23 protein-coding genes are annotated in these 24088 nt (G+C 61.4%); 17 read left to right on the top strand and 6 right to left on the bottom strand.

All coding sequences use genetic code 11. From position 1 onward, the window contains the following. Positions 1–316 precede the first annotated feature (316 nt). Both HY795_09445 and HY795_09450 read left to right on the top strand, forming a co-directional pair. A complete protein-coding gene (locus HY795_09445) occupies positions 317–1597 on the top strand; it encodes an adenylosuccinate synthase (GenBank protein MBI4805447.1) in 1281 nt (426 codons plus the stop codon). A 3-nt stretch (positions 1598–1600) separates the two neighbouring features. Beyond that, positions 1601–2458, top strand: a complete 858-nt coding sequence (locus HY795_09450) for a DNA polymerase III subunit delta' (protein ID MBI4805448.1) — start codon at positions 1601–1603, stop codon at positions 2456–2458. 127 nt (positions 2459–2585) lie between these two features. Here the strand turns inward: HY795_09450 and HY795_09455 are convergent, their stop codons facing one another. Then, on the bottom strand, positions 2586–2798 hold the full coding sequence (locus tag HY795_09455) for a hypothetical protein (GenBank protein MBI4805449.1): 213 nt from the start codon (positions 2796–2798) through the stop codon (positions 2586–2588). 3 nt (positions 2799–2801) lie between these two features. Here HY795_09455 and HY795_09460 point away from each other — a divergent pair, with 3 nt between their 5' ends. The 4 genes from HY795_09460 to pyrF are packed head-to-tail and all read left to right on the top strand — an operon-like array spanning position 2802 to position 9272. Next, positions 2802–3962: an amino acid ABC transporter substrate-binding protein gene (locus HY795_09460; protein MBI4805450.1), complete on the top strand. Its 1161-nt coding sequence runs from the start codon at positions 2802–2804 to the stop codon at positions 3960–3962. A gap of 3 nt (positions 3963–3965) precedes the next feature. After that, positions 3966–6224, top strand: coding sequence for a response regulator (locus HY795_09465; protein ID MBI4805451.1), 2259 nt, complete (start codon positions 3966–3968; stop codon positions 6222–6224). A 40-nt stretch (positions 6225–6264) separates the two neighbouring features. Beyond that, the gene (locus HY795_09470) at positions 6265–8550 is read left to right on the top strand and encodes a DUF3536 domain-containing protein (GenBank protein ID MBI4805452.1); all 2286 of its coding nucleotides are present in this window, start codon (positions 6265–6267) and stop codon (positions 8548–8550) included. After that, on the top strand, positions 8547–9272 hold the full coding sequence (gene pyrF / locus HY795_09475; protein MBI4805453.1) for an orotidine-5'-phosphate decarboxylase: 726 nt from the start codon (positions 8547–8549) through the stop codon (positions 9270–9272). The genes HY795_09470 and pyrF overlap by 4 nt, the downstream gene beginning before the upstream one ends. 64 nt (positions 9273–9336) lie before the next feature. Here the strand turns inward: pyrF and trmFO are convergent, their stop codons facing one another. Beyond that, complete coding sequence (trmFO, locus tag HY795_09480; GenBank protein MBI4805454.1) at positions 9337–10647, bottom strand: methylenetetrahydrofolate--tRNA-(uracil(54)-C(5))-methyltransferase (FADH(2)-oxidizing) TrmFO; 1311 nt, start codon at positions 10645–10647, stop codon at positions 9337–9339. Between the two features lie 78 nt (positions 10648–10725). Between trmFO and HY795_09485 the strand changes: the two genes are divergently transcribed. From HY795_09485 to HY795_09495, 3 genes are read left to right on the top strand one after another with little or no spacing between them, the layout of a single operon-like run. Beyond that, positions 10726–11703 carry an ABC transporter ATP-binding protein gene (locus HY795_09485; protein ID MBI4805455.1) on the top strand — a complete coding sequence of 326 codons (978 nt, stop codon included), beginning with the start codon at positions 10726–10728 and terminating at the stop codon, positions 11701–11703. Further along, the gene (locus HY795_09490) at positions 11700–12647 is read left to right on the top strand and encodes an ABC transporter ATP-binding protein (GenBank protein ID MBI4805456.1); all 948 of its coding nucleotides are present in this window, start codon (positions 11700–11702) and stop codon (positions 12645–12647) included. Before HY795_09485 ends, HY795_09490 begins: the two co-directional genes overlap by 4 nt. A gap of 32 nt (positions 12648–12679) precedes the next feature. Continuing rightward, complete coding sequence (locus HY795_09495) at positions 12680–13174, top strand: hypothetical protein (protein ID MBI4805457.1); 495 nt, start codon at positions 12680–12682, stop codon at positions 13172–13174. Positions 13175–13391: 217 nt separating this feature from the next. Here the strand turns inward: HY795_09495 and HY795_09500 are convergent, their stop codons facing one another. The 4 genes from HY795_09500 to HY795_09515 all read right to left on the bottom strand — a co-directional run bounded on the left by HY795_09500 (position 13392) and on the right by HY795_09515 (position 17525). Then, entirely contained in the window at positions 13392–14750 is a 1359-nt protein-coding gene (locus tag HY795_09500) for an NAD-dependent succinate-semialdehyde dehydrogenase (GenBank protein MBI4805458.1), read from the bottom strand. A gap of 72 nt (positions 14751–14822) precedes the next feature. Further along, positions 14823–15932, bottom strand: a complete 1110-nt coding sequence (locus HY795_09505) for a D-alanyl-D-alanine carboxypeptidase (protein ID MBI4805459.1) — start codon at positions 15930–15932, stop codon at positions 14823–14825. A 259-nt stretch (positions 15933–16191) separates the two neighbouring features. Beyond that, complete coding sequence (locus HY795_09510; protein ID MBI4805460.1) at positions 16192–16815, bottom strand: hypothetical protein; 624 nt, start codon at positions 16813–16815, stop codon at positions 16192–16194. Between the two features lie 191 nt (positions 16816–17006). Then, on the bottom strand, positions 17007–17525 hold the full coding sequence (locus tag HY795_09515; protein MBI4805461.1) for a hypothetical protein: 519 nt from the start codon (positions 17523–17525) through the stop codon (positions 17007–17009). A gap of 265 nt (positions 17526–17790) precedes the next feature. On the opposite strand from HY795_09515, the gene HY795_09520 reads away from it, so the two are divergent. The 8 genes from HY795_09520 to frr all read left to right on the top strand — a co-directional run bounded on the left by HY795_09520 (position 17791) and on the right by frr (position 23980). Next, positions 17791–18027 (top strand): hypothetical protein, encoded by a 237-nt coding sequence (locus HY795_09520; GenBank protein ID MBI4805462.1) that lies wholly within the window; start codon positions 17791–17793, stop codon positions 18025–18027. A gap of 73 nt (positions 18028–18100) precedes the next feature. Beyond that, a complete protein-coding gene (locus HY795_09525; GenBank protein ID MBI4805463.1) occupies positions 18101–18313 on the top strand; it encodes a hypothetical protein in 213 nt (70 codons plus the stop codon). Between the two features lie 8 nt (positions 18314–18321). After that, the gene (locus HY795_09530; protein MBI4805464.1) at positions 18322–19053 is read left to right on the top strand and encodes a 1-acyl-sn-glycerol-3-phosphate acyltransferase; all 732 of its coding nucleotides are present in this window, start codon (positions 18322–18324) and stop codon (positions 19051–19053) included. Beyond that, on the top strand, positions 19041–20690 hold the full coding sequence (locus tag HY795_09535) for a ribonuclease J (protein MBI4805465.1): 1650 nt from the start codon (positions 19041–19043) through the stop codon (positions 20688–20690). Before HY795_09530 ends, HY795_09535 begins: the two co-directional genes overlap by 13 nt. 261 nt (positions 20691–20951) lie before the next feature. Then, positions 20952–21752 carry a 30S ribosomal protein S2 gene (gene rpsB / locus HY795_09540; GenBank protein ID MBI4805466.1) on the top strand — a complete coding sequence of 267 codons (801 nt, stop codon included), beginning with the start codon at positions 20952–20954 and terminating at the stop codon, positions 21750–21752. 2 nt (positions 21753–21754) lie between these two features. Beyond that, positions 21755–22366 (top strand): translation elongation factor Ts, encoded by a 612-nt coding sequence (gene tsf / locus HY795_09545; protein MBI4805467.1) that lies wholly within the window; start codon positions 21755–21757, stop codon positions 22364–22366. A gap of 335 nt (positions 22367–22701) precedes the next feature. Further along, positions 22702–23415 carry a UMP kinase gene (locus HY795_09550; GenBank protein ID MBI4805468.1) on the top strand — a complete coding sequence of 238 codons (714 nt, stop codon included), beginning with the start codon at positions 22702–22704 and terminating at the stop codon, positions 23413–23415. A 10-nt stretch (positions 23416–23425) separates the two neighbouring features. Then, positions 23426–23980, top strand: coding sequence for a ribosome recycling factor (frr, locus tag HY795_09555; protein ID MBI4805469.1), 555 nt, complete (start codon positions 23426–23428; stop codon positions 23978–23980). Positions 23981–24088 lie beyond the last annotated feature (108 nt).

Below are 24088 nucleotides of genomic sequence, written 5' to 3' on the forward strand. Positions count from 1 at the left end.
CAGCGGACAGCCCATTATGGGCGGCCTGCCTATCCTGCCCGCAGAGCACCCGCCGGGTCAAGGAAGTCCCATCTTTACGGAACATGCCCTCAGAATACCCGGCCGTCAGTTCGCCGTATTTCGTTGACAACACTGGTGGGGTTTTTTACGCAAAAAAGCCTTTTGTGAAAGGGCTAACTTACGGGGCCGATCGCGGCGCCCGACGACAATCAAATCGCAGAGGTTCTGGGGAGCATCTTCCTCAGGCATGTCCAGGGCTTATGCCCTGGAGCAGGTTCGGGAAAAGGTCCCCGGGCTTCGACCTCTTGGAGGCTCAATGGCTGGCATGGTGGTTCACGGCGCCCAATGGGGCGACGAGGGCAAGGGCAAGATCGTCGACCTTCTCACGGAGAAGGTAAGCCTTATCGTCAGGTTCCACGGCGGCAACAATGCGGGCCACACCCTGGTGGTGGGCGGCGAGAAGACCGTTCTGCACCTCATCCCCTCCGGCATTCTGCACCAGGGGAAACGCTGCGTCATCGGCGCGGGAGTGGTGCTCGACCCCGAGGTGTTCCTGATGGAGGCGGACAAGCTCGCCGCCAAAGGCGTGGACATGTCTCCGGCCAGGCTGGCCGTGAGCTATCGCACCCACGTCATCATGCCATACCACAAGCTGCTTGACGCCGCCCGGGAAACCGCCAAGGCCGGGGGCAAGATCGGCACCACCGGCCGCGGCATCGGCCCCTGCTACGAAGATAAGGCCTCGCGCGTGGGCATCCGCGCCGGGGATTTCCTGGACGAGGCATTGCTGGCCGACAAGGTGAAGCATGCCCTGGACGAGAAAAACGCCTTGTTTGCAGGCCTTTACGGCATGAAGCCTTTGGACCACGCCACGGTGATGGCCGAACTTCTGCCCTTGGCCAGGCGCATAGTCCCCTATCTGGCTGACGTGTCCGCACTGGTCCAGGATTCCCTGACCTCCGGCTCTGGAGTGCTTTTCGAAGGCGCCCAGGGGACCCATCTGGACATCGACCACGGCACCTACCCCTTCGTAACCTCCTCCTGTTGTTTGACAAGCAACGCCGCCGCAGGGGCCGGATGCTCTCCCAAGGATCTTGGCGACATCATTTCCGTGGTGAAGGCCTACACCACCCGCGTGGGTTCCGGGCAGTTCCCCACGGAGTTGACCTGCGCCCAGGGCGAACACCTGCAGTCCGTGGGCGCCGAGTTCGGAGCCACCACGGGGCGAAAGCGCCGCTGCGGCTGGCTGGACATGGTGCTCCTGCGCGAGGCCGTGCGCTTAAACGGCACCACGGGCCTGGCCGTCACCAAGCTCGACGTGCTGGGCGGCCTGGACTCGCTTCAGATCTGCACATCCTACCGCTACGAAGGCAAAGACATTCTCTACCCGCCCCAGCGCGAAGGGGCCCTGGCCCATGTGACCCCCAACTACGAGACCCTGCCGGGCTGGAAGGAGGACGTCACGTCCTGCCGCTCCTGGGACGATCTGCCCAAGGCGGCGCGTGACTACCTCACCAGGGTGGAAGAGCTTTCCGGAGCCCCGGTGCGCATCATCTCCGTGGGGCCGGACCGGGCGCAGACCATCTATAAGGGATAGACCATGGACGCCGCCTTTTTCGGGCTTTCCCCCCGCCAGGACCCGGCGAGGCGGCGACTGGACCAGCTGGCGGACAATCCTCCCCAGGTGCTTGTGCTGGAGGGGGGGACCGCCACCGACCGCGAAGCGGCCGCCCTCTACTATGCCGCGGCATTGAGCTGCAGCGAGACCGGCGCTTGCGGAGCGTGTGACTGCTGCACCCAGGTCAGGGACAGGGTCTATATGGACCTTGTTTTCCTGGACGGCAGCGAGCAGTCCATCAAGGTGGACGACATCCGCGAAGTTCGCTCCAAAGTGGGGGAGCCGCCGCGTGGCCCCGGCCACCGGGTGGTGATTCTCACCGAAGCCCAGGGCCTTACCCCGGCAGCGGCGAACGCGCTGCTCAAATCCATGGAAGAACCCAGGCCAGGCAACTGTTTCGTTCTGTTGGCCCCCCAGAGGGAGCGTCTTCTTCCCACCCTGGTCTCCCGATCCTGGACCCTTACCCTGGCCTGGCCCGATGCCGGGGAAGCTCAAACCCCTGACGAGAAGCGGTCAGCTGCGGAATGGCTGGAAGCCCTGGAACACTTTTGGCGCACCGGCCTTGGTCTTTTCGCCCTCACAGGCACCAAAGGAAAAATCACCCGCAACACGGCCCAGCATGTAATCCTGGCTCTGTCCAAAGAACTTGCCGACGTCCTGGCGGAGAGGTCCACGTCCAGCCTGGGTTCATTTCTCCTCGAGCGTTTGGGCCTACCGGGCCTGCGCCGTCTGGATCTTCTCCTGGAGAGTTCCCAGGAGATCCTGGTGGGACAGGTGAATCCGACTCTCACCCTGGAGTGGTTCGCCACCCGCGTTGCCTTGTGGGTACGCAGACAATGAATGAAACTATGAACAATATGCTGTGCATAATTTGTTCGTAACTTCATTAATCCTTTGTTTTCATGCTTTGATTCTTCCGCCCTTTTTTTTGTGATGCAGTCTTGACCGATCGATTCGCGATCGGACATCATTCATTCGATGCTCCAAGCTTTTTCCCGCTTCTTTCACAGTGGCGTGTTCCTTTTCCATTGTTTGTCCTGTCCCAACTCATTTCTCTCGCGTAGTTGAAAAAATAATTTTTTGAAAAATCAGGGACACAACAAAAAAATTCTTCAACCCCCTGTTCATTATTTCCGTTAGAGAGTATGTTGGAAACGAAAATCCGTAAAAGGACGTTCATTCCGTGCGTATCCTCTTGTTGTTTATCCTGGCCGCCACTGCCGCCCTTGTCGCCGGAGCTCAGGCCGTGCAAACGGACAGCCCCGTCAGGGTGGGAGTATCAGCGAGCTTGAGCGGCGAGTACGGTTCATCAGGCGATATGTACGAGAAGGGCCTCAGAATCTGGGTGGCGGAGGTGAACTCCAGGGGGGGCATCTTGGGCCGCAAGGTTGAGCTGGTGGTAAAAGACGACGCTTCGGATCTGGCAAAGACCGCCGCTGCCTACGCTGATTTCATCGCCAAGAAGGAAGTCGACCTGCTCCTTGGTCCGGACAACACGTTCCTGGTTTTGGCCATCATCCCAACCCTTGAAGAATCCCAAACCCCCTGCGTGTTCCCTGTTGGCGCCTCGGACGCCTTATGGAAGAGCGGCAAGGGCCTGTCCTTCGGGGTTCAGTCCCCCCTGTCTGAATGGTCGGCCGGTTTTTTCGAACTCATCTCCAAAGCAGGGCTCGAACAGGTGGCGCTGCTTGTGGCGGACCACCCCATGAGCGCTGCCGTGCTGGAAAACTCAACCAAATGGTCCAAACGTTACGGGCTGGAGTTGGCCATGAAGGTTTCCACGGGGGTCAAAGGCCTCCCGGGGGCTTTGCACCAGATCACCAGGGTCAAACCAGACGCAGTGGCAGTGTGGGGCAGCCAGGAAGGCTGTGCCGAGGCCGTTCGCCTGCTCAGGCGGTCCACCTGGAAACCCAAAGCCATCTACATTTCCTCCAGCCAGGGAATCAACAAGGCCCTCCGCGACCTTTCCAGCCGCGAGATGGACGGCACTTTCACCACCGTCCCCTGGGAGATCCGAATCGCCAAGGCCTTCCCGGGCGGGGAAGCGTTCGTGGAACGGTTCCGGAGCGCCTACCGGCAAGACCCCGACTCCATGGCGGCTTCATCCTATGCCGGAGGCCAGATTCTTGAGGCAGCGGTGGCCAAGGCACAATCTCTGGACAAAAACAAAATCAGGCAGTCTCTGACCGGGCTGGAAACCGTTACCATCCTGGGCCGCTACGGAGTGGACCCGTCCGGCATGCAACTGCGCCAGTTCCCTCTCACGCTTCAATGGCAAAAAGGCAAACGGGAGATTGTCTGGCCCGATGAAATGCGTACGGCCAAACCGGCCATTGCGAGGTAGCACGTGCTCAACCGCCTTTCGGTCCGCCTGGCCCTGCCCGTCATCGTCGGGGTGCTCCTCTTGTGGGGATTCCTCACGATCTTCGTGCTCGGTGCCATTTCCCGGTTCGCCCACGAACGCACCGAACGCGACCTGAAAAGCTACGGCCGAGAGATATCAGACATTCTGGGCAACACGTACGACCACTTGGCCAGTTCCGGAAAACTCTCGGACCCGTCTGAAGTACGGGTAACCAAGGCCAGGGCCCTTTCCCGGCTGGAAAAATACCTGCGCCTCACCGACATCAAGGCGGTCCTCACGGATGCCGAGGGCGCCGTGCTGCTGAGCCATGGGCTGGACTCCCCGGACAAGCTGCCCGCGCTCCCACTGGAAACGCAAAAACTGGTTTTGGCGGACATCGGCGGGCTGAAGTTTAACACCTACCAGTTGGAGTTCAGCCTCTGGAAATGGCGCGTGATTCTGGTGGAGAATCCCAGCGACTACGAGCAGCTGTCCGGCAGTATCCGTCACATGTACCTGGGCGCAGGCGGTCTTCTGGTCCTGGCTCTGGCGGGATTTTTGTACTTCTCGCAGCGGACGGTTTCCCGCCCGGTTGCGCTCATCGCCCGGGCCTTGAAACAGGGTGAACGGCCCGCCTACTCCGGAGTCGAAGAGTTTGCCTCGCTGGCACGTTCCATCCGAGAGATGATGGAGTCCCTGGACGAACGCGAACGTCTCGTGCGGGTGAGCCGCACATGGTACCGCCAGATGTTCGAGTCGGCCCCGGTCATGATGTTCTCGCTGGCCCCGAACGGCTGGTTCAGCGATGTCAACCGCAGCCTGTGCGACCAGACCGGCTTTTCCAGGGAAAAACTGGTCTCCACACCAGCCACAGAAGTCCTCGCCGTGGATCGCGACCGCCTGGAGCAGCTGTGGGTGGGCATGCCTTTACGGCGGCTCCCGGCCGAATTGCGTACCGCCCAGGGTCGAACCAGACAGATACTCCTCGATGCGCTGCTCACCGAAGACCCTTCGGGCGAGCGTGTGGTTCTTGCCGTGGCCATCGACATAACCGAACAGCTCAAGACCCAGCGCGAGCTCGTCGCAGCCAAGGAGGCAGCCGAGGAGGCCAACCTCGCCAAAAGCGAATTCCTGGCCAACGTGAGCCACGAAATCCGCACCCCTTTAAACGGCGTTTTAGGCATGCTCCAGCTCCTGGAGAAAACCCATCTCGACACACGCCAGCAGGGATGGGTGAAAAACGCCCTGGACTGCGGCCGGTCGCTCCTGACCCTTTTGGGAGACATCCTCGACCTCTCCAGCCTGGAGTCGGGAGGCCAGCAGTGCAGTCTGACTCCTTTCGCCCCGGCGGACATCCTGGCCGAGATCGCCCAGCTCTATTTGCGGCAAGCCCAGGCCAAGTCCGTAAGACTCACTGTGGAATCCGATGCCGATTTGCCGCGTACGTTCATGGGCGATGGAGGGAGGCTTCGCCAGGTGCTGTTCAACCTGGTGGGCAACGGCGTGAAGTTCACCGAAAACGGCACGGTGACTCTGAGAGTGGATGGCGTGCAACAGAACAAGTTCGGGGTTTCCACTCTTCTGTTCGCCGTGGAGGATACGGGCATAGGCATCGACAGCCACAAACTCGGCAAGGTCTTCGAGCCTTTCACCCAGGCGGACGGTTCCCATACCAGGCTCTACCAGGGAGCCGGACTCGGGCTTGCCCTGGTGAAGCGCTTGGTGACCCTGTGGGGAGGCACCCTTGGCATAGACACCGAACCCGGAGCAGGCACAACCGTGTTCTTCTCCATGCCCGTGCGCGTCGCCCCCATGGGGACCGAAGCCCCCATGCAGGCCCCAGCTCATCCGGGAGCGATCTTGCCTGGTTCCCGGGTGCTATTGGCCGAGGACGACCCCATAAACACCGTGATGACAATGGATATGCTTGAAAGCCTGGGCTACCGGGCCACAATAGTGGAAAACGGAGCCGAAGCGTTGAAGGCCTTGGCCCAGGAGGATTTCGACTGTCTGATCATGGACATCCAGATGCCCAAGATGGACGGCATGGCCGCCACGAAAGCCATCCGCACGGCTCCGGCCCTGGGCGACAAGGCGCGAATCCCCATCATCGCGCTCACTGCTCACGCCCTTCCGGGTGACCGCGAGCGTTTCCTGGCCGCTGGCATGGACGACTACCTGGCCAAGCCCGTGGAATTCGTGGACCTGGCCGGGGTGCTGGCCCGGGCCATGGGCAAGCCCTGGCGGCAACGACCCACCTGACCTCTACCAAAAGGCCTACAAAACGTTTATGGCACAGGCCATGGACAAACACCTCTGCATCCATGGCCATTTCTACCAGCCTCCCCGCGAGGACCCCTGGCTGAATACCATTCTCCCCGAGGGCAGCGCCGCACCCAGCCTGAACTGGAACCAGCGCATCACCCGCGAGTCCTACGCGCCCCTGGCCCGGGCCAGACGACTGGACGGGGCGGGACGCATCGCGGAGGTGATGAACTGCTACGAATGGATATCCTTCAACGCAGGCCCCACACTGCTCAACTGGATGGCCACGGCCTACCCGGACACGGTGCGCCTCATGGTGGAAGCGGACAAGGCCAGCCTGGCCCGCCTGGGACACGGCAACGCCATGGCCCAGGTCTACCACCACCAGATACTGCCCCTGGCCTCGCAGCTTGACAAGGAACTCGAGGTGTCCTGGGCCGTGGACGACTTCACGGCCCGCTTCGGCCGTGCTCCCGAGGGCATGTGGCTGGCCGAAACCGCCGTGGACACAGCTTCCCTGGAAGTCCTGGCGGCCAACGGCATCGCCTTCACCGTGCTCGCTCCGGGCCAGGCCAAGGCTGTGGGCCCGCTCACCAACGGCCACTGGACCCCGGTGGACCAGGGCAGCCTGAACATCAGGCGCCCCTATCTGGTGAAGCTGCCATCAGGGCGAAGCATCAGCGTGTTTTTCTACGACGGCCCCCTGTCCCAGGCCGTGGCCTTCGAACACCTGCTGGCTGACGGCGAGACTTTCTGGCGCAGGCTCTCCCAGGCGGCCAGCCCCGGTCTTCTGGCCCTGGCAACCGATGGCGAGACCTACGGCCACCACTTCACCTTCGGCGAGATGGCCCTGGCTTTCGTGCTGGACCAGGCCAACCACCGCCGCGACGGGCTTGCCCTTACGAATTTCGCCTCCTTCCTTGCCGCCAATCCGCCCGAAGAGCAGATACGCCTCCACGAGCCCTCGGCCTGGAGCTGCGCCCACGGTGTGGAGCGCTGGCAGTCCAACTGCGGCTGCACCGACGGCGGGCACCCCGGCTGGCACCAGCGCTGGAGGGGGCCTTTGCGCCACGCCCTGTCCCGCATGAAGGAGATGGCCGACCTGCACTACTTCCAGCGCGGTGCGACCTGCTTTGCCGACCCCAGGGCGGCGCTTACGGAGTACGGCAAGGTTCTGGCCGGGCTCATGGACCAGGACGCCTACGCCAAGCTCCACTTCCGCAAATCCTTGCCCCCTGCCGAAGAGGCCGTGGCCTGGAAGCTTTTGGCCATGCAGCAGTGGGGCCTGGCCTCGCTTGCCAGCTGCGCCTGGTTCTTCGACGAAATCTCCCGCATCGAGCCGGTGAACGGGCTCACCTACGCTCTGAGGGCCATGGAGCTGGCCGCGCGCACCGGCGGCCCGGACATGGAGCCGGAGATCCTGCCAATTCTTAAAACCGCTGAATCCAACCTGCCCGAATTGGGCGACGGCAAGAATGTCTGGCGCACCATGGTGGTCCCCCGCCGCGAAACCGAAGCGTCTCTTACCGCACAGGCCCTGCTGACCCTCTGGGCAGAGAAACGCCTGCCGGCTCGCGGAAAGACCGCTCAGGCATGCTGGCCTGGAGTCAGTGTGACCATAAAGGCCTCATCTCCCACGGAAGGCACTGCCAGCATTTCCTGGGCCCTGGAAAGCGGCGTGGATGAGGTTCGCTGGACATGGGACGCTCCAACAACCGGACACCATCCGGGCGCAACAGCCGATGGAGCCACGGCGGGTCTTCCCGCCCTGGTCGATCCGCTGAACATACCCGTCACTGTGCGCGGACCAGGGGGAGACGCGACCTTCATCCCCCGGGAACTACCCGTGAACAAACGCCAGGCCCTGGCCGACGCCTTCGCGGTTCAGGCCTCGGACAACCTTTGGATCCAGGCCGTCGAACGCATGTCCTGCGGTGCGAATCTGATTACCGAAATTCAGGAAGCCCAGACCACCATGACCCTGGCACCACGCTGGGCCGGGATGTGGGACTCTCTGTCATGGGCCTACGTGTGGGGACTCGATCTTTCACCCAAGCAACGCGAGCTTCTGCTGACGTTTTTACGCCAGAGCACCGGCAGCGGATTTGAGCGAAACGATCTCATGGAGCGGGTGAACGCCCTGGCGCTAGCGGAGACCGCTTCATCCTCTCCCGATTGGGAGGGCTTAAGCCGCATGGTGCGCCGGGTGCGCGAGCTTGGCCTGCCCGAGGACTGGTGGGCCGTGCAGAACCTCATCTGGGACAGGCGGCTGCACACGGGCGAGGGGCGCTCATTCGCATCGCTTATAGGATTCGCGGTATGATCATCCGGGATATTCCGCTCCGCGAACGGGTGATCTTCGCCCTGGACGTTCCCACCGGTGCCGAGGCCCTCGACTGGGTGAACCGCCTGGGCGGGACCATCGGCTATTTCAAGGTTGGGTTGCAGCTCTTTCTGGCCGAGGGGTTCGGTCTGGTGGACCGCATAATTGGCACGGGCCACAAACTCATGCTGGACCTGAAATTCCTGGACATCCCCCAGACCACGGGGCTGGCCATGCGCGAGGCCGCCAAGCGCGGGGTGCACATGGCCACCATGCACGCCCATGTTGGCAGCGTGACCAGGGCCGCCGTGGCCGAGGCAGGAGACACGACCGTGCTCGGTGTGACGGTGCTGACCAGCTACGGGTCGGAAGAGCTGGCCGAACTCGGCTTTCCGGGTTCCATCGAGAAGCTGGTGGAGGTCCGGGCCGGAATCGCCCTGGCCTCCGGGTGCGGGGGCATAGTGGCCTCGGCCCGGGAAGCGTCCATGCTCAGGCGCGTGTATGGGGATGATTTTCTTATCGTTACGCCAGGAATTAGGCCCTCGGACCACAAAACCAAGGACGACCAGACCAGGGTGATGACGCCCGGACGGGCCATCGCGGCCGGGTCGGATTATCTGGTGGTGGGAAGGCCCATCAGCCAGGCGGAAAAGCCGGTTGAGATGGCGGAAAGGATTCTGGAGGAGATTGGGGAGACATTAGCTGGAGTGGGGGGGAGTTAACCCCTTGCACCACCGTTCATGTCGCCTTTAGCTACTCACTGTCCTGGTCCATCAATCTCCGTGGCTACGTGTCCGCATCAGTGGGGCCACTCCTCCATTCCTCCCACGCCTTCCTGGCCCGCGCGGCATACAGCGCCTTCCTCGAATCCTTCTTGGCCCGTTCGGTAAGCTCGGGCGTAAGCCCGTAGTTCACGTTCGAAGGCTGGAACTTCTTCACCGGCCGCCTGAGATGCGCCAGAAGCGCCCCGAGCGCGGTCTCTTCCGGCGGGGGAGTTAGCCCGTGCGCCAAGTGGTGCCCCAGCCATAATCCGCATGCGGCGCTCTCCACATACCCTTCAACCCCGGTGATCTGCCCGGCCAGGTACACTCCGGGCCTTGCCGCCAGTTCAAGTTCCGGCGTGAGCACCTTGGGCGCGTCCACATATGTATTGCGGTGGATGGACCCCAGCCTGGCGAACTCGGCCTTCTCAAGTCCGGGGATCATCCTGAAGACCCGCTCCTGCTCCGGGTATTTGAGCTTGGTCTGGAAGCCCACCAGATTGTAGCAGGTCAACTGGGCGTTCTCCGGACGCAACTGCACAACGGCATACGGCCGCCTGCCCGTCTTCGGGTCCGTGAGTCCAACCGGTTTTAGCGGCCCAAACACCAGGGTCTTGAACCCGCGCTCGGCCAAGGCTTCAACCGGCATGCAGCCCTCGAAGTGGATCTCCTTCTCGAACTCGCGGGCCGCCACCTTCTCCCCGTCCAGAAGGGCCTGGTGAAAGGCCGTGTACTCGTCCTTCTCCATGGGGCAGTTCAAATAATCGCCTTCGCCCTCCTCCCAGCGCGACTGGGAGAAGACCTTGTCCCTGTCGATGGAGTGGGCGAACACGATGGGTGCGATGGCGTCGTAGAAATAGAGGCTTCCCGCGCCGATGGCCGCGCCCAGGCTTTCGGAGAGCTCGGGCGAGGCCAGGGGCCCGGCTGCCACGATGATTTTGTCGAACCCGGCCAGGGCCGGATCGTCCAGGGAGGACACCTCTTGGCGAACCACGCTGATGTTCGGTTCAGCCCCGATCAACCCGGTGACGTGTGCGGCGAACAGATCCCGGTCAACGGCCAGGGCCTTGCCAGCCGGAACAGCCGTGGCCCGGGCCGCCTGGATGACGATGCTTCCAAGGCTCTCCATCTCACGCTTCAAAAGCCCTATGGCCGCATCGGGTTCGTCCGAACGCAGCGAGTTGGAGCACACCAGCTCCGCCAGATCGGGGCTTAAATGCGCCGGGCTCATGCGCTGGGGCTTCATCTCAAATATCGTTACTTTGTGGCCCGCCTTGGCCAGAACCATGGCGCACTCGCATCCGGCCAAGCCGCCGCCGACAATTGCATACCTCATCACCTTATCCGGCCTCCTTGCCATACATCCGCGAAAGTCTTAAGCGTACGGGCCTGACGCGAGGCTCACAAGGGAAAAATGGAACCCCTCCTGCGACTCGAAAACTTCAGCACCGCTTTCGACACCTCCGACGGCCCGGCTCCCGCCGTGGACGAGGTGAGCTTCACTTTGGACCAAGGCGAAACCCTGGGCCTGGTGGGCGAATCCGGGTGCGGAAAGACCGTTCTTTCCCTCTCCATCCTGGGGCTCACGCCGCCTCCCGGAAGGATAACCGGCGGCCGGGCCCTGTTCGAAGGGCGCGATCTAGCGGCCATGTCCCAGGACGAGCTGCGGGCCGTGCGCGGCGCCCAGATCGGCATGATCTTCCAGGAGCCCATGACTTCGCTGAACCCGGTGATGCGGGTGGGCAGGCAGGTGGCCGAGCCGCTCTTGCTGCACAACAATTTTTCCTCACATCAGGCGCGGGAACGCTCTCTCGAGCTCTTCTCCCAGGTTGGGCTGCCCAAGCCGGCGGAAACCCTTGAGGCTTATCCCCACGAGCTCTCGGGCGGCATGCGCCAGCGGGTGATGATCGCCATGGCTCTGGCCTGCGGCCCCAAGCTCCTCATCGCGGACGAGCCCACCACTGCCCTGGACGTGACCATCCAGAAGCAGATCCTCGAGCTTTTGCATTCGCTGGCCACAGCGCACGGCCTGGCCATGCTACTTATCACCCACAATCTGGGCGTGGTGGCCCAGACCTGCGAACGGGTGGGCGTGATGTACGCGGGCAGGCTGGTGGAGCTCAGTCCCGTGAACGCTCTTTTCGACGGGCCGCTGCACCCATACACCCAAGGGCTCATGGCATCACTGCCCAGGCTCGGGTCCCGCCACGAACGCCTAAGGCCCATAGAGGGCGCGGTGCCCCCGCTCACTGCCCTGCCAGCCGGGTGCCATTTCCACCCGCGCTGCCCCCACGCCTTCGAACAGTGCAAGTCCGATATTCCGCCTGTGTTTCGTCCGGAACCCGGCCGGGAGGTCCGCTGCTGGCTCTTCTCCGGGGAGGGCAAGGCATGAGCGCTTTTCTGGAGTTCCGGGACGTCCGCAAGACCTATTTCACCAGGCGCGGCGTCCTCAGCGCCAGGGTCGAAATGGAGGCCGTGGCCGGGGTGGACCTGGCCGTGGCCCAAGGGGAGACTGTGGGGCTGGTAGGCGAATCCGGCTGCGGGAAATCCACCCTGGCCCGTCTGGCCGTGCGCCTGGAGCCCCCCAGCAGCGGCCATATTCTTTTGGATGGGCGCGACCTCTGGGACGATACTGACCTGCCTGGCCAGATGCCTGAGATGGCCCAGATGGTCTTTCAGGACCCCTTTTCCTCGCTTAACCCGCGCATGACCGTGGCCGAGTCGGTAGCCGAGGGTCTTGTCGCCCGCAAAGTCGGCGACAGGCCGTCCAGGCAGGAGCGCGTGCTTGAGCTCCTGGACATGGTGGGGCTCACCCCGGAACATGCCGGACGCTACCCGCACCAGTTTTCCGGCGGGCAACGCCAGCGGGCCGCAATCGCCCGGGCCCTGGCCTTAAACCCCAGGCTGGTGGTGTGCGACGAGCCCGTATCCGCCCTGGACGTCTCCATCCAGGCGCAGGTGATCAACATTCTGGAAGACTTGAAGAACCGCCTGGGGCTCACCTATCTGTTCATCTCGCACGATTTGGCCGTGGTCAGCCACTTGAGCGACCGGGTGGCTGTGATGTATGCGGGCAGGCTGGTGGAGCTTGCGCCTGCAGCAAGCTTATACGCCGCGCCGTTACACCCCTATACCCAGATGCTCTTGGCGGCCATTCCAGCCCCCGATCCCAGGGCCAAGGCCGCCGCACGGGAGATACAGGAAGTGGCCCGCGCCCAGAAAGGCCCGTGCGCCCTGGCTCCGCGCTGCCCCGAGGCGGACAAAAGCTGCGAGACAGCGCCCCCGCCATGGCAAGAGGCGACTCCGGGCCATTTCGTGCGCTGCCACAGACTTTAACCAAGACCTTCATGACAAGGAGTTTGCCGCATATGATCGACCAGGACGAAATCATCATCAAAGACATCTTCCGCGTGTTCATCCTCGAACACTGGGCGAGATTTTATTTCACCAAGGAACGTGACGGAAAGACCTTCCTGGAAATACCGGAGGAGGAGCTTGAGCAGTGTCGGAAAGCACATCCCGACCTCGCCCCTCTTCTTGAAGAAAGCACCGGCAAGGAACTTACGTATGAGTCCTCATGCCAGAATGTCGGCGCATTCGTGTGCCGCATCTTCGACGGTGAGAAGTATCCTCCCGGCAAGGTCTCGCGCACCTTGGATTCGAGGCCCTTCCGCATCGAGATGCATCTTTTTTCGCTCTGGCTTCAGGGACACGAGGGCTACCTTGAGCAGAAACTGCTGAGCTTCGACGACTGGCTGGAAATGTTCGTGAACTGGAAGCAGATGGACCAGGTCAAGGACTTCATCGCCAAGCTGCAGCAGTCGCCTCCCGCGGAAGGTTCCAAGGCCAAGACGACCCATTAGCCAAGACCCATTGCCGGAAGGGCTGGGAGCACTGCCCTTCTCCTGCGCTGCCCGCCTGGCATCGCCTGAAAGTTCTTACGTGCCAGACAAAAACGGCTCCGGGAATACTTCCCGGAGCCGTTTACTTTTTGCCATGTTTTCATCCGCGCCAGCGTGGCGCGGCAACCCCAAAATTGAGCCCAGCGTTCTTTTGGATAATCTGCCCGGTGTCTTCGCCTCAGGGTATGCGAAGGGTCTTCACGCTCACGAATTCCATGAGCCCATGGCGGCCCAGCTCGCGGCCGAACCCTGAATCCTTCACTCCGCCAAAGGGTAAGCGGGGATCGGACTTGACCAGGGCGTTCACGGCCACGGTTCCGGCCTCGATAAGCCCCGCCATCTTGCGCGCCAGCCGCGCGTTGGAACTCCATACGCTGCCACCAAGGCCAAACCGGGTGCTATTGGCCAATCGCAAAGCGTCCTCGGCATCGCTCACGGTGGTGATGCTGGCCACCGGACCGAAAACTTCCTCCTCGAACACGGGCATTCCCGGGCGCACGTCCGCCAGGATGACCGGCCTGAAATAGAACCCCGGCCCTGCTTCAGGGCCGCCCTCCAACACCACCCGCGCCCCCATGGCCACGGACTCGCTCACCTGGCGCTCCAGGTTGCGGCGCAGGTCGTCGCGGGCCATGGGTCCGATTCGAACCTCGGGACGGGTGGGATCGCCCATTTTGAGAAGCCCCACCCCGTGAGCCATCCGTTCGATGAAATCGCCCACCACAGGCCGCTCCACCAGGAACCGCTTGGCCGACACGCAGGTCTGCCCCGCGTTGTAGAAACGCGCCCCCACGGCGGCCGTGGCGGCCTGGATGATATCCGCGTCAGCCAGCACGATGAAGGGATCGGACCCGCCAAGCTCCAGCACAGCTTTCTTGAGCGAGGCTCCGGCGAGGGCGGCCACCGCTGCCCCGGCCCGGCAGGAGCCGGTCAGGCTGACCGCGCGCACACGCCGGTCAGCGATCACGGAAGCAACACGTTCTTCCGCCAGGATGAGCGTGCGCATGAGATCTGGCGGAAAGCCGCACCCCGCGAAAATATCCTGCACTGCCAAAGCACAGCCTGTAACAGAGGGGGCGTGCTTGAGAAGAAAGGAGTTTCCGGCCATGAGCACCGGCGCGGCGCAGCGAAGCACCTGCCAAAAGGGGAAATTCCAGGGCATGACGGCCAACACCGCGCCCAGAGGGTCAAACACAACGCTTGCGTCTTCCGGTGCCCCCGCGGGTTTCTCCGGGCGAAGCATCTCCTCGGCGTTGTCCGCATAGAAGCGGCACACGTTCACGCATCGCTTCATTTCGGACAAGGATTCGCCGATGGGCTTGCCCATTTCCAGGGTGATGAGTCCGGCCAGTTCCTCCGACCGCTCGGCCATGCGCTCCGCCGCCTTGTGCAGGCAGGCGGCGCGCTCGCTCAGGCTGTGGTTCCTCCAGCAGTGCAGGGCCATCTGGTTGGCGGAAAGAATCTGTTCAACCTGGGTCGGGGTATGTTCGTCATATTCCGCAACGACCGCTCCGGTGGCGGGATTGATGCTCTTCATGGATGCTCCCTAGCAAAAAAGGCGTCCAGCCGTATGGCCGGACGCCCGGATTCCCGAATATGGCGGCGTTGTCTACGGATTCATTGCCACTTGCTTGCCAGGCATGGCCTTCTCGGCCGCAATAATCTTGAAGCCTTCCTCAAGCAAGCGGGTTGCCTCGCGTTCGCGCACCCGGCGGTTCTTGGCCCCGAGCACCACGGCCACCAGACGGGTGTCTCCGCGTTTGGCCGTGACCACGATGTTGAAACCGGAAGCGCAGACGAAACCTGTTTTCAGCCCGTCCACTCCTTCAACCTTGCCCAGCAGCGAGTTGGAATTATGGCGCACGCGGTTGTTGTGCATGAACTCGGTCATGGAGTGGATGGATAGGCTTTCCGGAAAACGCTTGAGATAGGCCTGGGCCAGGACGGCCATGTCCCTGGCCGTGGTCACCTGACCCTCGGCGGGCAGGCCGTTGGGATTGAAGAACTGGGAACTGGCCATGCCGAGTTCCTTGGCCTTGCGATTCATTTCATCCACGAACGGCTGGGCGTCGCCCTTGCCGAGGTACTGGGCCAACGCCACGCAACCGTCGTTGGCCGAAGCAATGGCGATGCCCTTGATGAGGTCATCGAGCGTGACGTTCTCTCCGGTCTTCAACCGCATGTTGGACCCACCGGCATGGCTGGCTTCCTGGGTTACGGGAATGGCCTCATCCAGGCGCATGGTCCCGGCCTTGAGGCGTTCGTTGACCAGATAGAGCGTGAGGACTTTGGTAAGGGATGCGGGCGCAATGGCAGCGTCAGGTTCTTGCGCGAAGAGTACCTTGCTGGTTTCCATGTCCATGACCATTGCGGCCTTTGTATCCACCCCGAACTCGCCTTTGTACGAATCCGGCACGGGAGTGGCCTTGGGCTTGGCTGGCGCTTCGGCCTCCATCCGCTTCTTGCCCTTGGATTTGGACTTGGACTGTTCCTGGACCTTGGGAGCGTCCTTCGCGACCAGCTTGGAAGGAGAATGCTTCTTGTCCTCCTTCTTGGAGGATTTGGAAGCGGATGTTTTATGCTTGGAGGATTTGGAGGAGGTCTGAGCCTGCTTTGTGCTCTTCGTATCCGTAGTGTTGGATTTGGCCAGCACAATGTCGGCTGGGAAGAGCATGGATAGGATGGTAAAGGCGGCTACGAACACCGTCCATCTGCGCATTCCGTCGATCTCCTTGGCGGCTAATAGCCGGTTGGCATCTTGGCTTGAGCCCGCACTGTCGGCCGATTTCCAGCCCAGTGCGTGAGCCCTGATCCTCCTGGCTGGCAGGGTACGTTCACGTCAATGAAGACGAGAAACCCCTAACGTACCAGGGAGGGCGTATGCAACCATTTTTTTCAGTTCCGTAAGCAACACAACATGTCACTGCTGTAATGTTGCAGTGCGAGCCACAGTTAATGCAGTACAGTGCAGAGGAGCATCAGGGATTCTGCGTCTGGGGATCGGGCTGCTTTCCCTGGATGACATCACCTTGATTTTCCTTGCTTTTCTCGCCAGGCTTCGTCTCTGCAGGCACCCCAGATGCGGCTTCCTGCCTGGGTTCCGGAGGGGTCAACCGCGACAGGTCGCCCTCCAGTTGTCCCACAAGCAACTCCGCGGCAGTTGCTATGGAGCGCAGGTCGGATTTGGCATAGGCGCTGCGGGCGGCCACGATATTGCCGCTGGCCACATCAACAAGCCGCGCGTCCAGGCGAACCGAATTGCCGGTTTTGGCCACCGACCCGGTGAGCACCCCCTGGGCCCCGACCATGGAGCCAATGGCCTGGGCCGCAGTGCCCGGAGAGTTGGACCCTTGGCCGAACTGCATTTCGTCCAGCACTTTCTTAAGGGCCGCTCGCTCCACGACACCGAACGAACCGGAATTCACGGCAGCCGTGAGAAGAAACTCGGCCGAAACCCGGCCCAGGTTCTCTTTTTCAGCCTCGGTGGTCACCGGGTCGAATTCCAGGATGGCGATCTTGAAGAGCTTGGGTTTGGCCTGGGCAAAAGCCCATGCGGGACAAGCCAAAATCAAGAAGATGAGCATCAATGCGAGCTTACGCATAAGAGCCTCCAAAACGCGCGGAACATACCCGGAAGGGACGCAAGCCGCAAGGCCGGTTTGGACACCATCGGGCCGCAAGCTCATTCGAGGCAGGAAAGACCCCTCGGCTCCGTGCCAAACCGATTATTACCAATAAAAACGCCGGGTGGATCACCACCCGGCGCTGAAATCAGTCTTTGACAACGTCTAGGCTACTGCCTGACGGAACGCTCGAAGCGCGATTCCTTGCGCTCAATCAGGTAGCGGGCGAAATCCGCGGCGTCCATGAACACCACGTCCGGCGAACCGTCCGCCTGAGCGATCGGAGCGAACTGGCCCAGCATTCCGGCATCCTCGTGGATCCACCACTTTCCAGCCGGGATATTGGTGCCGCAGCAAGGCGTGGTCAGGCCTGACTCCGCATAGCCCCAGCGCTGCCCCTTGAACTTGGGCATGTTGGTGCATACGCTCTCCACCAGGGCGTCGATGTCGGCATCGGTGATCTCTGACTTGTGCTTCCAGTAGTCCAGGCGGCGGACTTCAACAGCAAGTTTGCGGATTTCCCCGTACAGTTCATCCAGGGTGGGGGTGGCGTGGGAGAAGGTGCGGCGGCGCTTGGCAGGATCCAGCACATAGAAATATTCGTACCCTCCGGCGGGGAGTTCCTCGCCGGTCTTGGCCACCTGGTACCCTTTGGGCAATACGTCCTCCACCAGTCGGCGGAGATTCATTGGAACCTGATTCATTGTTTAAACTCTTGAAATGCGGATGTTTTCTTTCCACTCTCGCTGCACAGCCCAATGTCATTATGCTCTGTTGCGTTACTTGTAAAGGGCCATTGCATTACATTTCGCTTTAAATCGCCGTTTTTCGCACACGCCTTCACGTGATTGCGTGGCTAAGCCTCAAAGACCCGACCCAACAGTCAGTGTCAGCTGGCCGGAACTGTCGACATCTTCCATGAAACAGCCTACCTAATCTTCCGGAGGCCGTTCCATGAAGTACATCATTTTTGAGGATTTCGCCGGACAACCCGCTCCCATATTGTTTCCCGGCAGGATAAGCCATGGCGAGATGCGCGAGCTCGTTCCCTACTCCAGCGTGATTTCAGCCGGCTATGTGGAGATTACGGACTCAACCTTCCATGTACACGGGCACTCCGTGTCGCTTGGCGTGAAATCTCGCCCTCAGGACTTGGAAATCATAAAGCGCCACCTGGCCCCCGAGGCCTAGATTTTTGCCCCCGTCGAGGGTACAGACCCCCCTGTCTTGCTCCCATCTCATACATCCTAATTTGGAGAATCACGTGGAAGAATTTGAAATTGATCCCCAGGATCTGCTCCTGGAAAACGCCTTGCGCGTCGTTTTCAAGGCTGCCGACATGCTTGACGCCGAGGGCCTGACCCCGTCGCAACTCAAGGACCTGTCCGGAGCACTCCGCGACGCAACCGAAATCGTGCTGTCCATCGAATCCGCCTGCGGTTGTGATCACGATCACGACATCGAGGAAACCGAGTAGCGCCCTTGATGGCAATACTCCATCGAACTCTCTTTATCCTTATCTTTCCGCCCCTTACGGCCGTGATCTCCAGCTTGTGCTGGCTCACGGCCGGGGTCGGGGAGAACGCTCGCCTGGCGCATTGGATTGAACGCCAGTGGGCCAGAATCGGCCTCTGCCTCGCCGGGGTACGTGTCCATGTGGACCTGTCCCGGCTCGATCCGGCCGCGCCTTACGTATTCATGGCCAACCACCAGAGCCAATTCGACATCCTGGTGCTGTTCGCCGTTCTCAAGCACTGGAACCTGCGCTTCGTTGCCAAGGAAAGCCTGTTCAAGATTCCTCTGTTCGGCCCTGCAATGCTTCGTACCGGGCATATCCCCATTCTGCGCGAAAACTCGCGCAAGGCCATGAAGTCCATCGATGACGCGGTGGAGGCGGCCAAACGGGGAATCTCCGTGCTCATCTTTCCGGAGGGAACACGCTCGAACGACTGCGAGCAACTGGGTGAATTCAAGATCGGCGGCATGATAATGGCCCTTAAATGCAAGATTCCCGTGGCCCCGGTCATCATCACCGGGACATGGCCCGTTCTGCCCCGTGGATCCTGGCTGCCAAAACCCGGAGAGGTCCGCGTGGAGGCCCTGGAACCGTTCGACCCTTCCGAGCGTTTCACCATCAAGCAGCGTGAACAATTCAAGGCATGGTTCAAGCAGTTTATGGACGAGGCCTACCAGGAGAGAAACTCATGTCCGGTGTGACCATCTACCCCCTGGGCGGCCTTGGCGAGATCGGCATGAACTGCATGCTCATCGGCTCCGGGGACAGCATGGTCCTGGTGGACTGCGGCCTCATGTTCCCCGAGGACTACCTCTTCGGCGTGGACGTGGTGATTCCTCGCTTCGACTTTATCCTGGCCCGCAAGGAAAAGCTCAAGGCCATCGTGCTCACCCACGGTCACGAGGACCATATCGGCGCCCTGCCCTGGCTTCTGCCCTATGTGGACGCCCCCATCTACGGTTCGCCCTTCACCCTTGCCCTGGTCTCCAAGAAGCTCGACGAGCACGACCTCCTCAAGTTCGCGGACCTGCGCCCGGTGAAACAAAACGACCGCGTGGAGATTGGACCCTTCGCCTTCAACTTCTTCCAGGTGTGTCATTCCATTGTTCAGAGTTTCGGCCTTGGCATAGAGACTCCGGCCGGGCGCATCGTTCATACAGGCGACTTCAAGATCGACCGCTACCCCCTGGACGGCCACCAGACCGACCTGGACGCCTTCCGCTCCTTCTCCGACCCCGGGGTTTTGTGCATGCTCTCGGATTCCACAAACGTGGAACGCGAAGGCTTCGCCCTGACCGAGATGGAGATCAAAAAATCCCTGGGCGAAATTTTCCGCCAAGCCACCGGGCGCATCATCGTCACGCTTTTCTCCAGCCATATCCAGCGCATGCAGGAAATATTCGACCTGGCCCACGACACGGGCAAACGAGTGGCGGTCAACGGCAAGAGCCTGGCCACCAACATCGAGCTGGCCCGGGACCTGGGGTACCTGCGAATGCCCCCCGGAGTGTGGGCTTCCATGGACGAGATGCCCGGGCTGCCCCTGGACAAGTCCGTGCTTATGGTCACCGGTTCCCAGGGCGAACCGCTTTCCGCGCTCTCACGCCTAGCCGCGGGAGAGCACCGCCAGCTCAAGGTGCAGCCCGGCGATTTGGTGCTCATGAGTTCCCGCTTCATTCCAGGCAATATCCGGGCCATCCACAAGCTCATCGACAAGCTCTACCGCCTGGGGGCGGAAGTTCTGTATGACCGTGTGCAGGCCATCCACGCATCCGGCCACGCCCACCGCGAGGAATTGGCCATCATGCTTGACACCGTGCGCCCCAAGTTCTTCATCCCGGTGCACGGCGAATACCGCCATCTGGTCAAGCACCGCCGCCTGGCCCTTGAGCACGGCGTTACCCCGGAGCGGGCCATCATCGTGGAGGACGGCCAGCCCATAACCTTCCTGGAGGAAGGGGGCATACGCCTGGAGGACTCCATCCTGGTGGAGCAGGTCTACGTGGACGGCAAGGGTGTGGGCGATGTGGGGCAGAGCGTGCTCAAGGAGCGGCAGCTCCTGGCCGGCGAGGGGATGGTGGTGGTCATGCTGGTCATGGACGACAAGACCGGCGAAATAATGATCGGGCCCAACCTCATATCCAAGGGTTTCGTGTTCGAACAGCAGTATTCCCATGTGCTCGAAGACGCCAAGTGTGTCATCTTGGACACCATCGACAGCGTACCTCCCGGCAACCCCGACAAGTTGAAGGAGCGTATCCGCTCCTCGCTGCGCCGCTTCTTCCGCAAGGTGCTGGAGCGCGACCCGGTGGTGGTGCCGCTGGTCATCTCTCTCTAGAACGCACGGCGGCACGGCGGAGACGGATCCCTACGCCTTTCCGCTGTCCCAGTTCTCGGCTGAATCCTCACCTTCCAAGGCTACGCCCACCTTCTTGTGAGCAAAAAGCACCAGAGATGGAAATTCCCACTTGCCAAAGCGGACCGATCGTCGTAGCTAGTCCTGCTTTCTAACTTCACACACGCCGGAAACTCCCCGAGGGTGCCCGCAAGGGCCGGAGGATGGACCCCGGTGTGGAGGAACAACCCAAAGGAGGGCCACATGGCCTACGTAACTATGAAGCAGCTTCTGGAGACCGGTGTTCACTTCGGTCACCAGACCCGCCGTTGGAACCCCAAAATGCGCCCCTTCATCTTCGGCGCCCGCAACGGCATCCACATCATCGACCTGCAGCAGACCGTCAAGCTGTTCCAGAAGGCCCACGATTTCCTGGTTGACACCGTGGCCCAGGGCGGACGCATCATTTTCGTCGGCACCAAGCGCCAGGCCCAGGAAGCCGTGAGGAAAGAGGCCGAGCGTTCCGGCCAGTTCTTCGTCACCCACCGCTGGATGGGCGGCATGCTCACCAACTTCCAGACCATCCGCGGTTCCATCGACCGCTTGAAGAAGCTGGAGACCGCCTTCGAAGACGGCTCCATCCACAAGCGCTACCATAAGAAAGAAATCTCCATGTATGGCCGCGAGGTCACCAAGTTGAACGCTACCTTGGGCGGCATCAAGGACATGGACGGGCTGCCCACGGCCGCCTTCATCATCGACCCCAAGCGTGAAGAGATCGCCGTCCAGGAATGCCGCAAGCTGGGCATACCGGTTGTGGCTGTCGTGGACACCAACTGCGATCCCGATGTCATCGACTATATCATCCCCGGCAACGACGACGCCATCCGGGCCATCAAGCTTTTCGTCACCTGCGTGGCCGACGCCTGCCTGGAAGGCGAAGCCTCCCGCAAGGACCAGGGCGCCGAAGCACGCGAGCAGAAAGAAGAAGTGAAGCCCGAGCCCGCGGCTGAAGCTGAAGTTGCAGCCGAGGCCGAAGCGGCCGTGGAACAGGAGGTTCAGTAATCATGGCTCAGATCAGCGCCAGCGCGGTCAAGGCACTGCGCGACAAGACCAGCGCCGGTATGATGGATTGCAAGAAGGCCCTGGAAGCCTGCAACGGCGACGCCGAAAAGGCTGTTGCCTGGCTGCGCGAGAAGGGGTTGTCCAAGGCCGCCAAGAAGGCCGGCCGCGCCACCTCCGAGGGCGTCATCGGTTCCTATATCCACTCCAACGGCAAGATCGCCGTTCTGGTGGAGATCAAGTGCGAGACCGACTTCGTGGCCCGTGGCGAAAACTTCCAGGAATTCGCCAAGAACGTGGCCATGCAGGTTGCTGCTGCCAATCCCCTGTGTGTTTCGCCCGAGCAGCTCCCCGCCGATGTGGTGGAGAAGGAAAAGGCCATCTACATGGCCCAGACCAAGGCCGAAGGCAAACCCGACAACATTGCCGAGAAGATCGTCGAAGGGCGTATCAAGAAGTACTACAAGGAAGTGTGCCTGCTCGAGCAGCCCTTCATCAAGGACGACAAGCTCACCATCCAGGACTTGCTCAAGAACCTTGTGGCAACACTTGGAGAGAACATCCAAATCGGCCGATTCGTCCGCATGCAGCTGGGCGAAGACGCCACCGAAGAATAACGCAAAAAGCGGGCCGCAAGGCCCGTTTTTTTTGGGGAACTGTTTTTGGTGAATCCGCGGGCGGGACTTTTTGCGAAACTTTCCCCTCGCGCTCCCTTGCAAAAACTTTTAAATAGCTTCGCGTCGTTCATGGGAATTCCGTGAGGAGGCCAGAGCGCCGCCCCCTTGTACGCGGGACTCTGGCCACGGCGACCAGAATGCGGGAGTTGGCGCACACAAGCGTCTTCAAACCCGTGACTGGCACGGATCAAGACACATCATTTCCCCGGCGAATCCAGGGCTATGCCCTGACGGGGGCATGGGGCGCTGGCCCCATCTTTCCAGGATCAGTTCACATGGAAAATCTTCGTTACAAGCGCATTCTCCTGAAACTCTCCGGCGAGGCCCTTGCCGGGCCCAAAGGCTTCGGAATCGATCCTGAAACCGTTAGCGCCTTTTGCAAGGAAATCGTGGAAGCGGCCTCCCTTGGCGTCGAACTGGCCATGGTCATCGGCGGGGGCAACATCTTCAGGGGGATGTCGGCCTCGGCCTCCGGCATGGACCGCGCCAGCGCCGACTACATGGGCATGCTGGCCACCGTGATGAACGCCGTGGCCGTGCAGGACGCCCTGGAAAAACTCGGGCTTTCTACCCGTGTTCTCTCCGCCATCACCATGCAGGAAGTCTGCGAGCCCTATATCCGCCGCCGCGCCATCAGGCACCTGGAGAAAGGCCGGGCAGTCATCTGCGCGGCCGGCACCGGCAACCCCTACTTCACCACCGACACCGCGGCCGCCCTCCGGGCCATGGAGCTCAAGAGCCAGGTGATCATCAAGGGAACCAAGGTTGACGGCATCTACGACAAGGATCCCAAAAAGTTCGACGACGCCGTGAAATTCGACAAGATAAGCTACATGGACGTATTGGAGAAGCAGCTCAAGGTCATGGACTCCACTGCCGTGTCCTTGGCCATGGACAACAACATGCCCATTGTGGTCTTCAACATGTTCGATCCGGGCAACCTGAAAAAAGTCGTTACCGGCCAGACCGCCGGGACAACCGTGGAATAAGGAGAGCAGCATGGATACCGTGCTCAAGGACGCCAAGACCCGCATGGAAAAGGCCGTGGCCGCCTTGGAGAAGGAATTCTCCCATTTGCGCACCGGAAGGGCCTCCGTGACCCTCTTGGATGGGCTGAAAGTGGATTACTACGGGACTCTGACCCCCATCGACCAGATCGCCTCTCTCTCTACGCCCGATAGCCGGACCATCACCATCCAGCCTTGGGACCGGGCCGCGTTCGGATTGGTGGAAAAGGCCATCCTGAAATCCGACCTGGGGCTCACCCCGGTCAATGACGGCAAGATCATCCGCATCGGCATCCCTCCCCTCACGGAGGATCGCCGCAAAGATCTGGTCAAGGTGGCCAAGAAATACACCGAGGAAGCCAAGGTGGCTGTGCGCAACATCCGACGCGACGCCAACGACGCCTTGAAAAAGCTCCAGAAGGACAAGGCCATCTCCGAGGATGACCTGCGCAAAGGCGAGGCCGACATCCAAAAAACCACCGACTCCTATGTGACCAAGCTCGACCAGAGCCTAGCCAGGAAGGAGAAGGAGATCATGGAGATCTAGCGGACGTTGCCCCTTCCTTTCGTGCAAAGCGGCGGTGAACCCAAGACGCCACGTGGAAGGGGATTCCAAAGGGCGTACCCCCTTGGCCGCCACAGGCTCTCACCCAAC

The organism is Desulfovibrio sp. (genome assembly GCA_016208105.1).
GTDB lineage: Bacteria > Desulfobacterota > Desulfovibrionia > Desulfovibrionales > Desulfovibrionaceae > Fundidesulfovibrio.

Coding starts and splice junctions, on each gene's coding strand:
- HY795_09445 (MBI4805447.1), top strand. CDS start 317: ATGGCTGGCATGGTGGTTCACGGCGCCCAATGGGGCGACGAGGGCAAG.
- HY795_09450 (MBI4805448.1), top strand. CDS start 1,601: ATGGACGCCGCCTTTTTCGGGCTTTCCCCCCGCCAGGACCCGGCGAGG.
- HY795_09455 (MBI4805449.1), bottom strand. CDS start 2,798: ATGAACGTCCTTTTACGGATTTTCGTTTCCAACATACTCTCTAACGGA.
- HY795_09470 (MBI4805452.1), top strand. CDS start 6,265: ATGGACAAACACCTCTGCATCCATGGCCATTTCTACCAGCCTCCCCGC.
- pyrF (MBI4805453.1), top strand. CDS start 8,547: ATGATCATCCGGGATATTCCGCTCCGCGAACGGGTGATCTTCGCCCTG.
- trmFO (MBI4805454.1), bottom strand. CDS start 10,647: ATGAGGTATGCAATTGTCGGCGGCGGCTTGGCCGGATGCGAGTGCGCC.
- HY795_09485 (MBI4805455.1), top strand. CDS start 10,726: ATGGAACCCCTCCTGCGACTCGAAAACTTCAGCACCGCTTTCGACACC.
- HY795_09490 (MBI4805456.1), top strand. CDS start 11,700: ATGAGCGCTTTTCTGGAGTTCCGGGACGTCCGCAAGACCTATTTCACC.
- HY795_09495 (MBI4805457.1), top strand. CDS start 12,680: ATGATCGACCAGGACGAAATCATCATCAAAGACATCTTCCGCGTGTTC.
- HY795_09500 (MBI4805458.1), bottom strand. CDS start 14,750: ATGAAGAGCATCAATCCCGCCACCGGAGCGGTCGTTGCGGAATATGAC.
- HY795_09505 (MBI4805459.1), bottom strand. CDS start 15,932: ATGCGCAGATGGACGGTGTTCGTAGCCGCCTTTACCATCCTATCCATG.
- HY795_09510 (MBI4805460.1), bottom strand. CDS start 16,815: ATGCGTAAGCTCGCATTGATGCTCATCTTCTTGATTTTGGCTTGTCCC.
- HY795_09515 (MBI4805461.1), bottom strand. CDS start 17,525: ATGAATCTCCGCCGACTGGTGGAGGACGTATTGCCCAAAGGGTACCAG.
- HY795_09520 (MBI4805462.1), top strand. CDS start 17,791: ATGAAGTACATCATTTTTGAGGATTTCGCCGGACAACCCGCTCCCATA.
- HY795_09530 (MBI4805464.1), top strand. CDS start 18,322: ATGGCAATACTCCATCGAACTCTCTTTATCCTTATCTTTCCGCCCCTT.
- HY795_09535 (MBI4805465.1), top strand. CDS start 19,041: ATGTCCGGTGTGACCATCTACCCCCTGGGCGGCCTTGGCGAGATCGGC.
- rpsB (MBI4805466.1), top strand. CDS start 20,952: ATGGCCTACGTAACTATGAAGCAGCTTCTGGAGACCGGTGTTCACTTC.
- tsf (MBI4805467.1), top strand. CDS start 21,755: ATGGCTCAGATCAGCGCCAGCGCGGTCAAGGCACTGCGCGACAAGACC.
- HY795_09550 (MBI4805468.1), top strand. CDS start 22,702: ATGGAAAATCTTCGTTACAAGCGCATTCTCCTGAAACTCTCCGGCGAG.
- frr (MBI4805469.1), top strand. CDS start 23,426: ATGGATACCGTGCTCAAGGACGCCAAGACCCGCATGGAAAAGGCCGTG.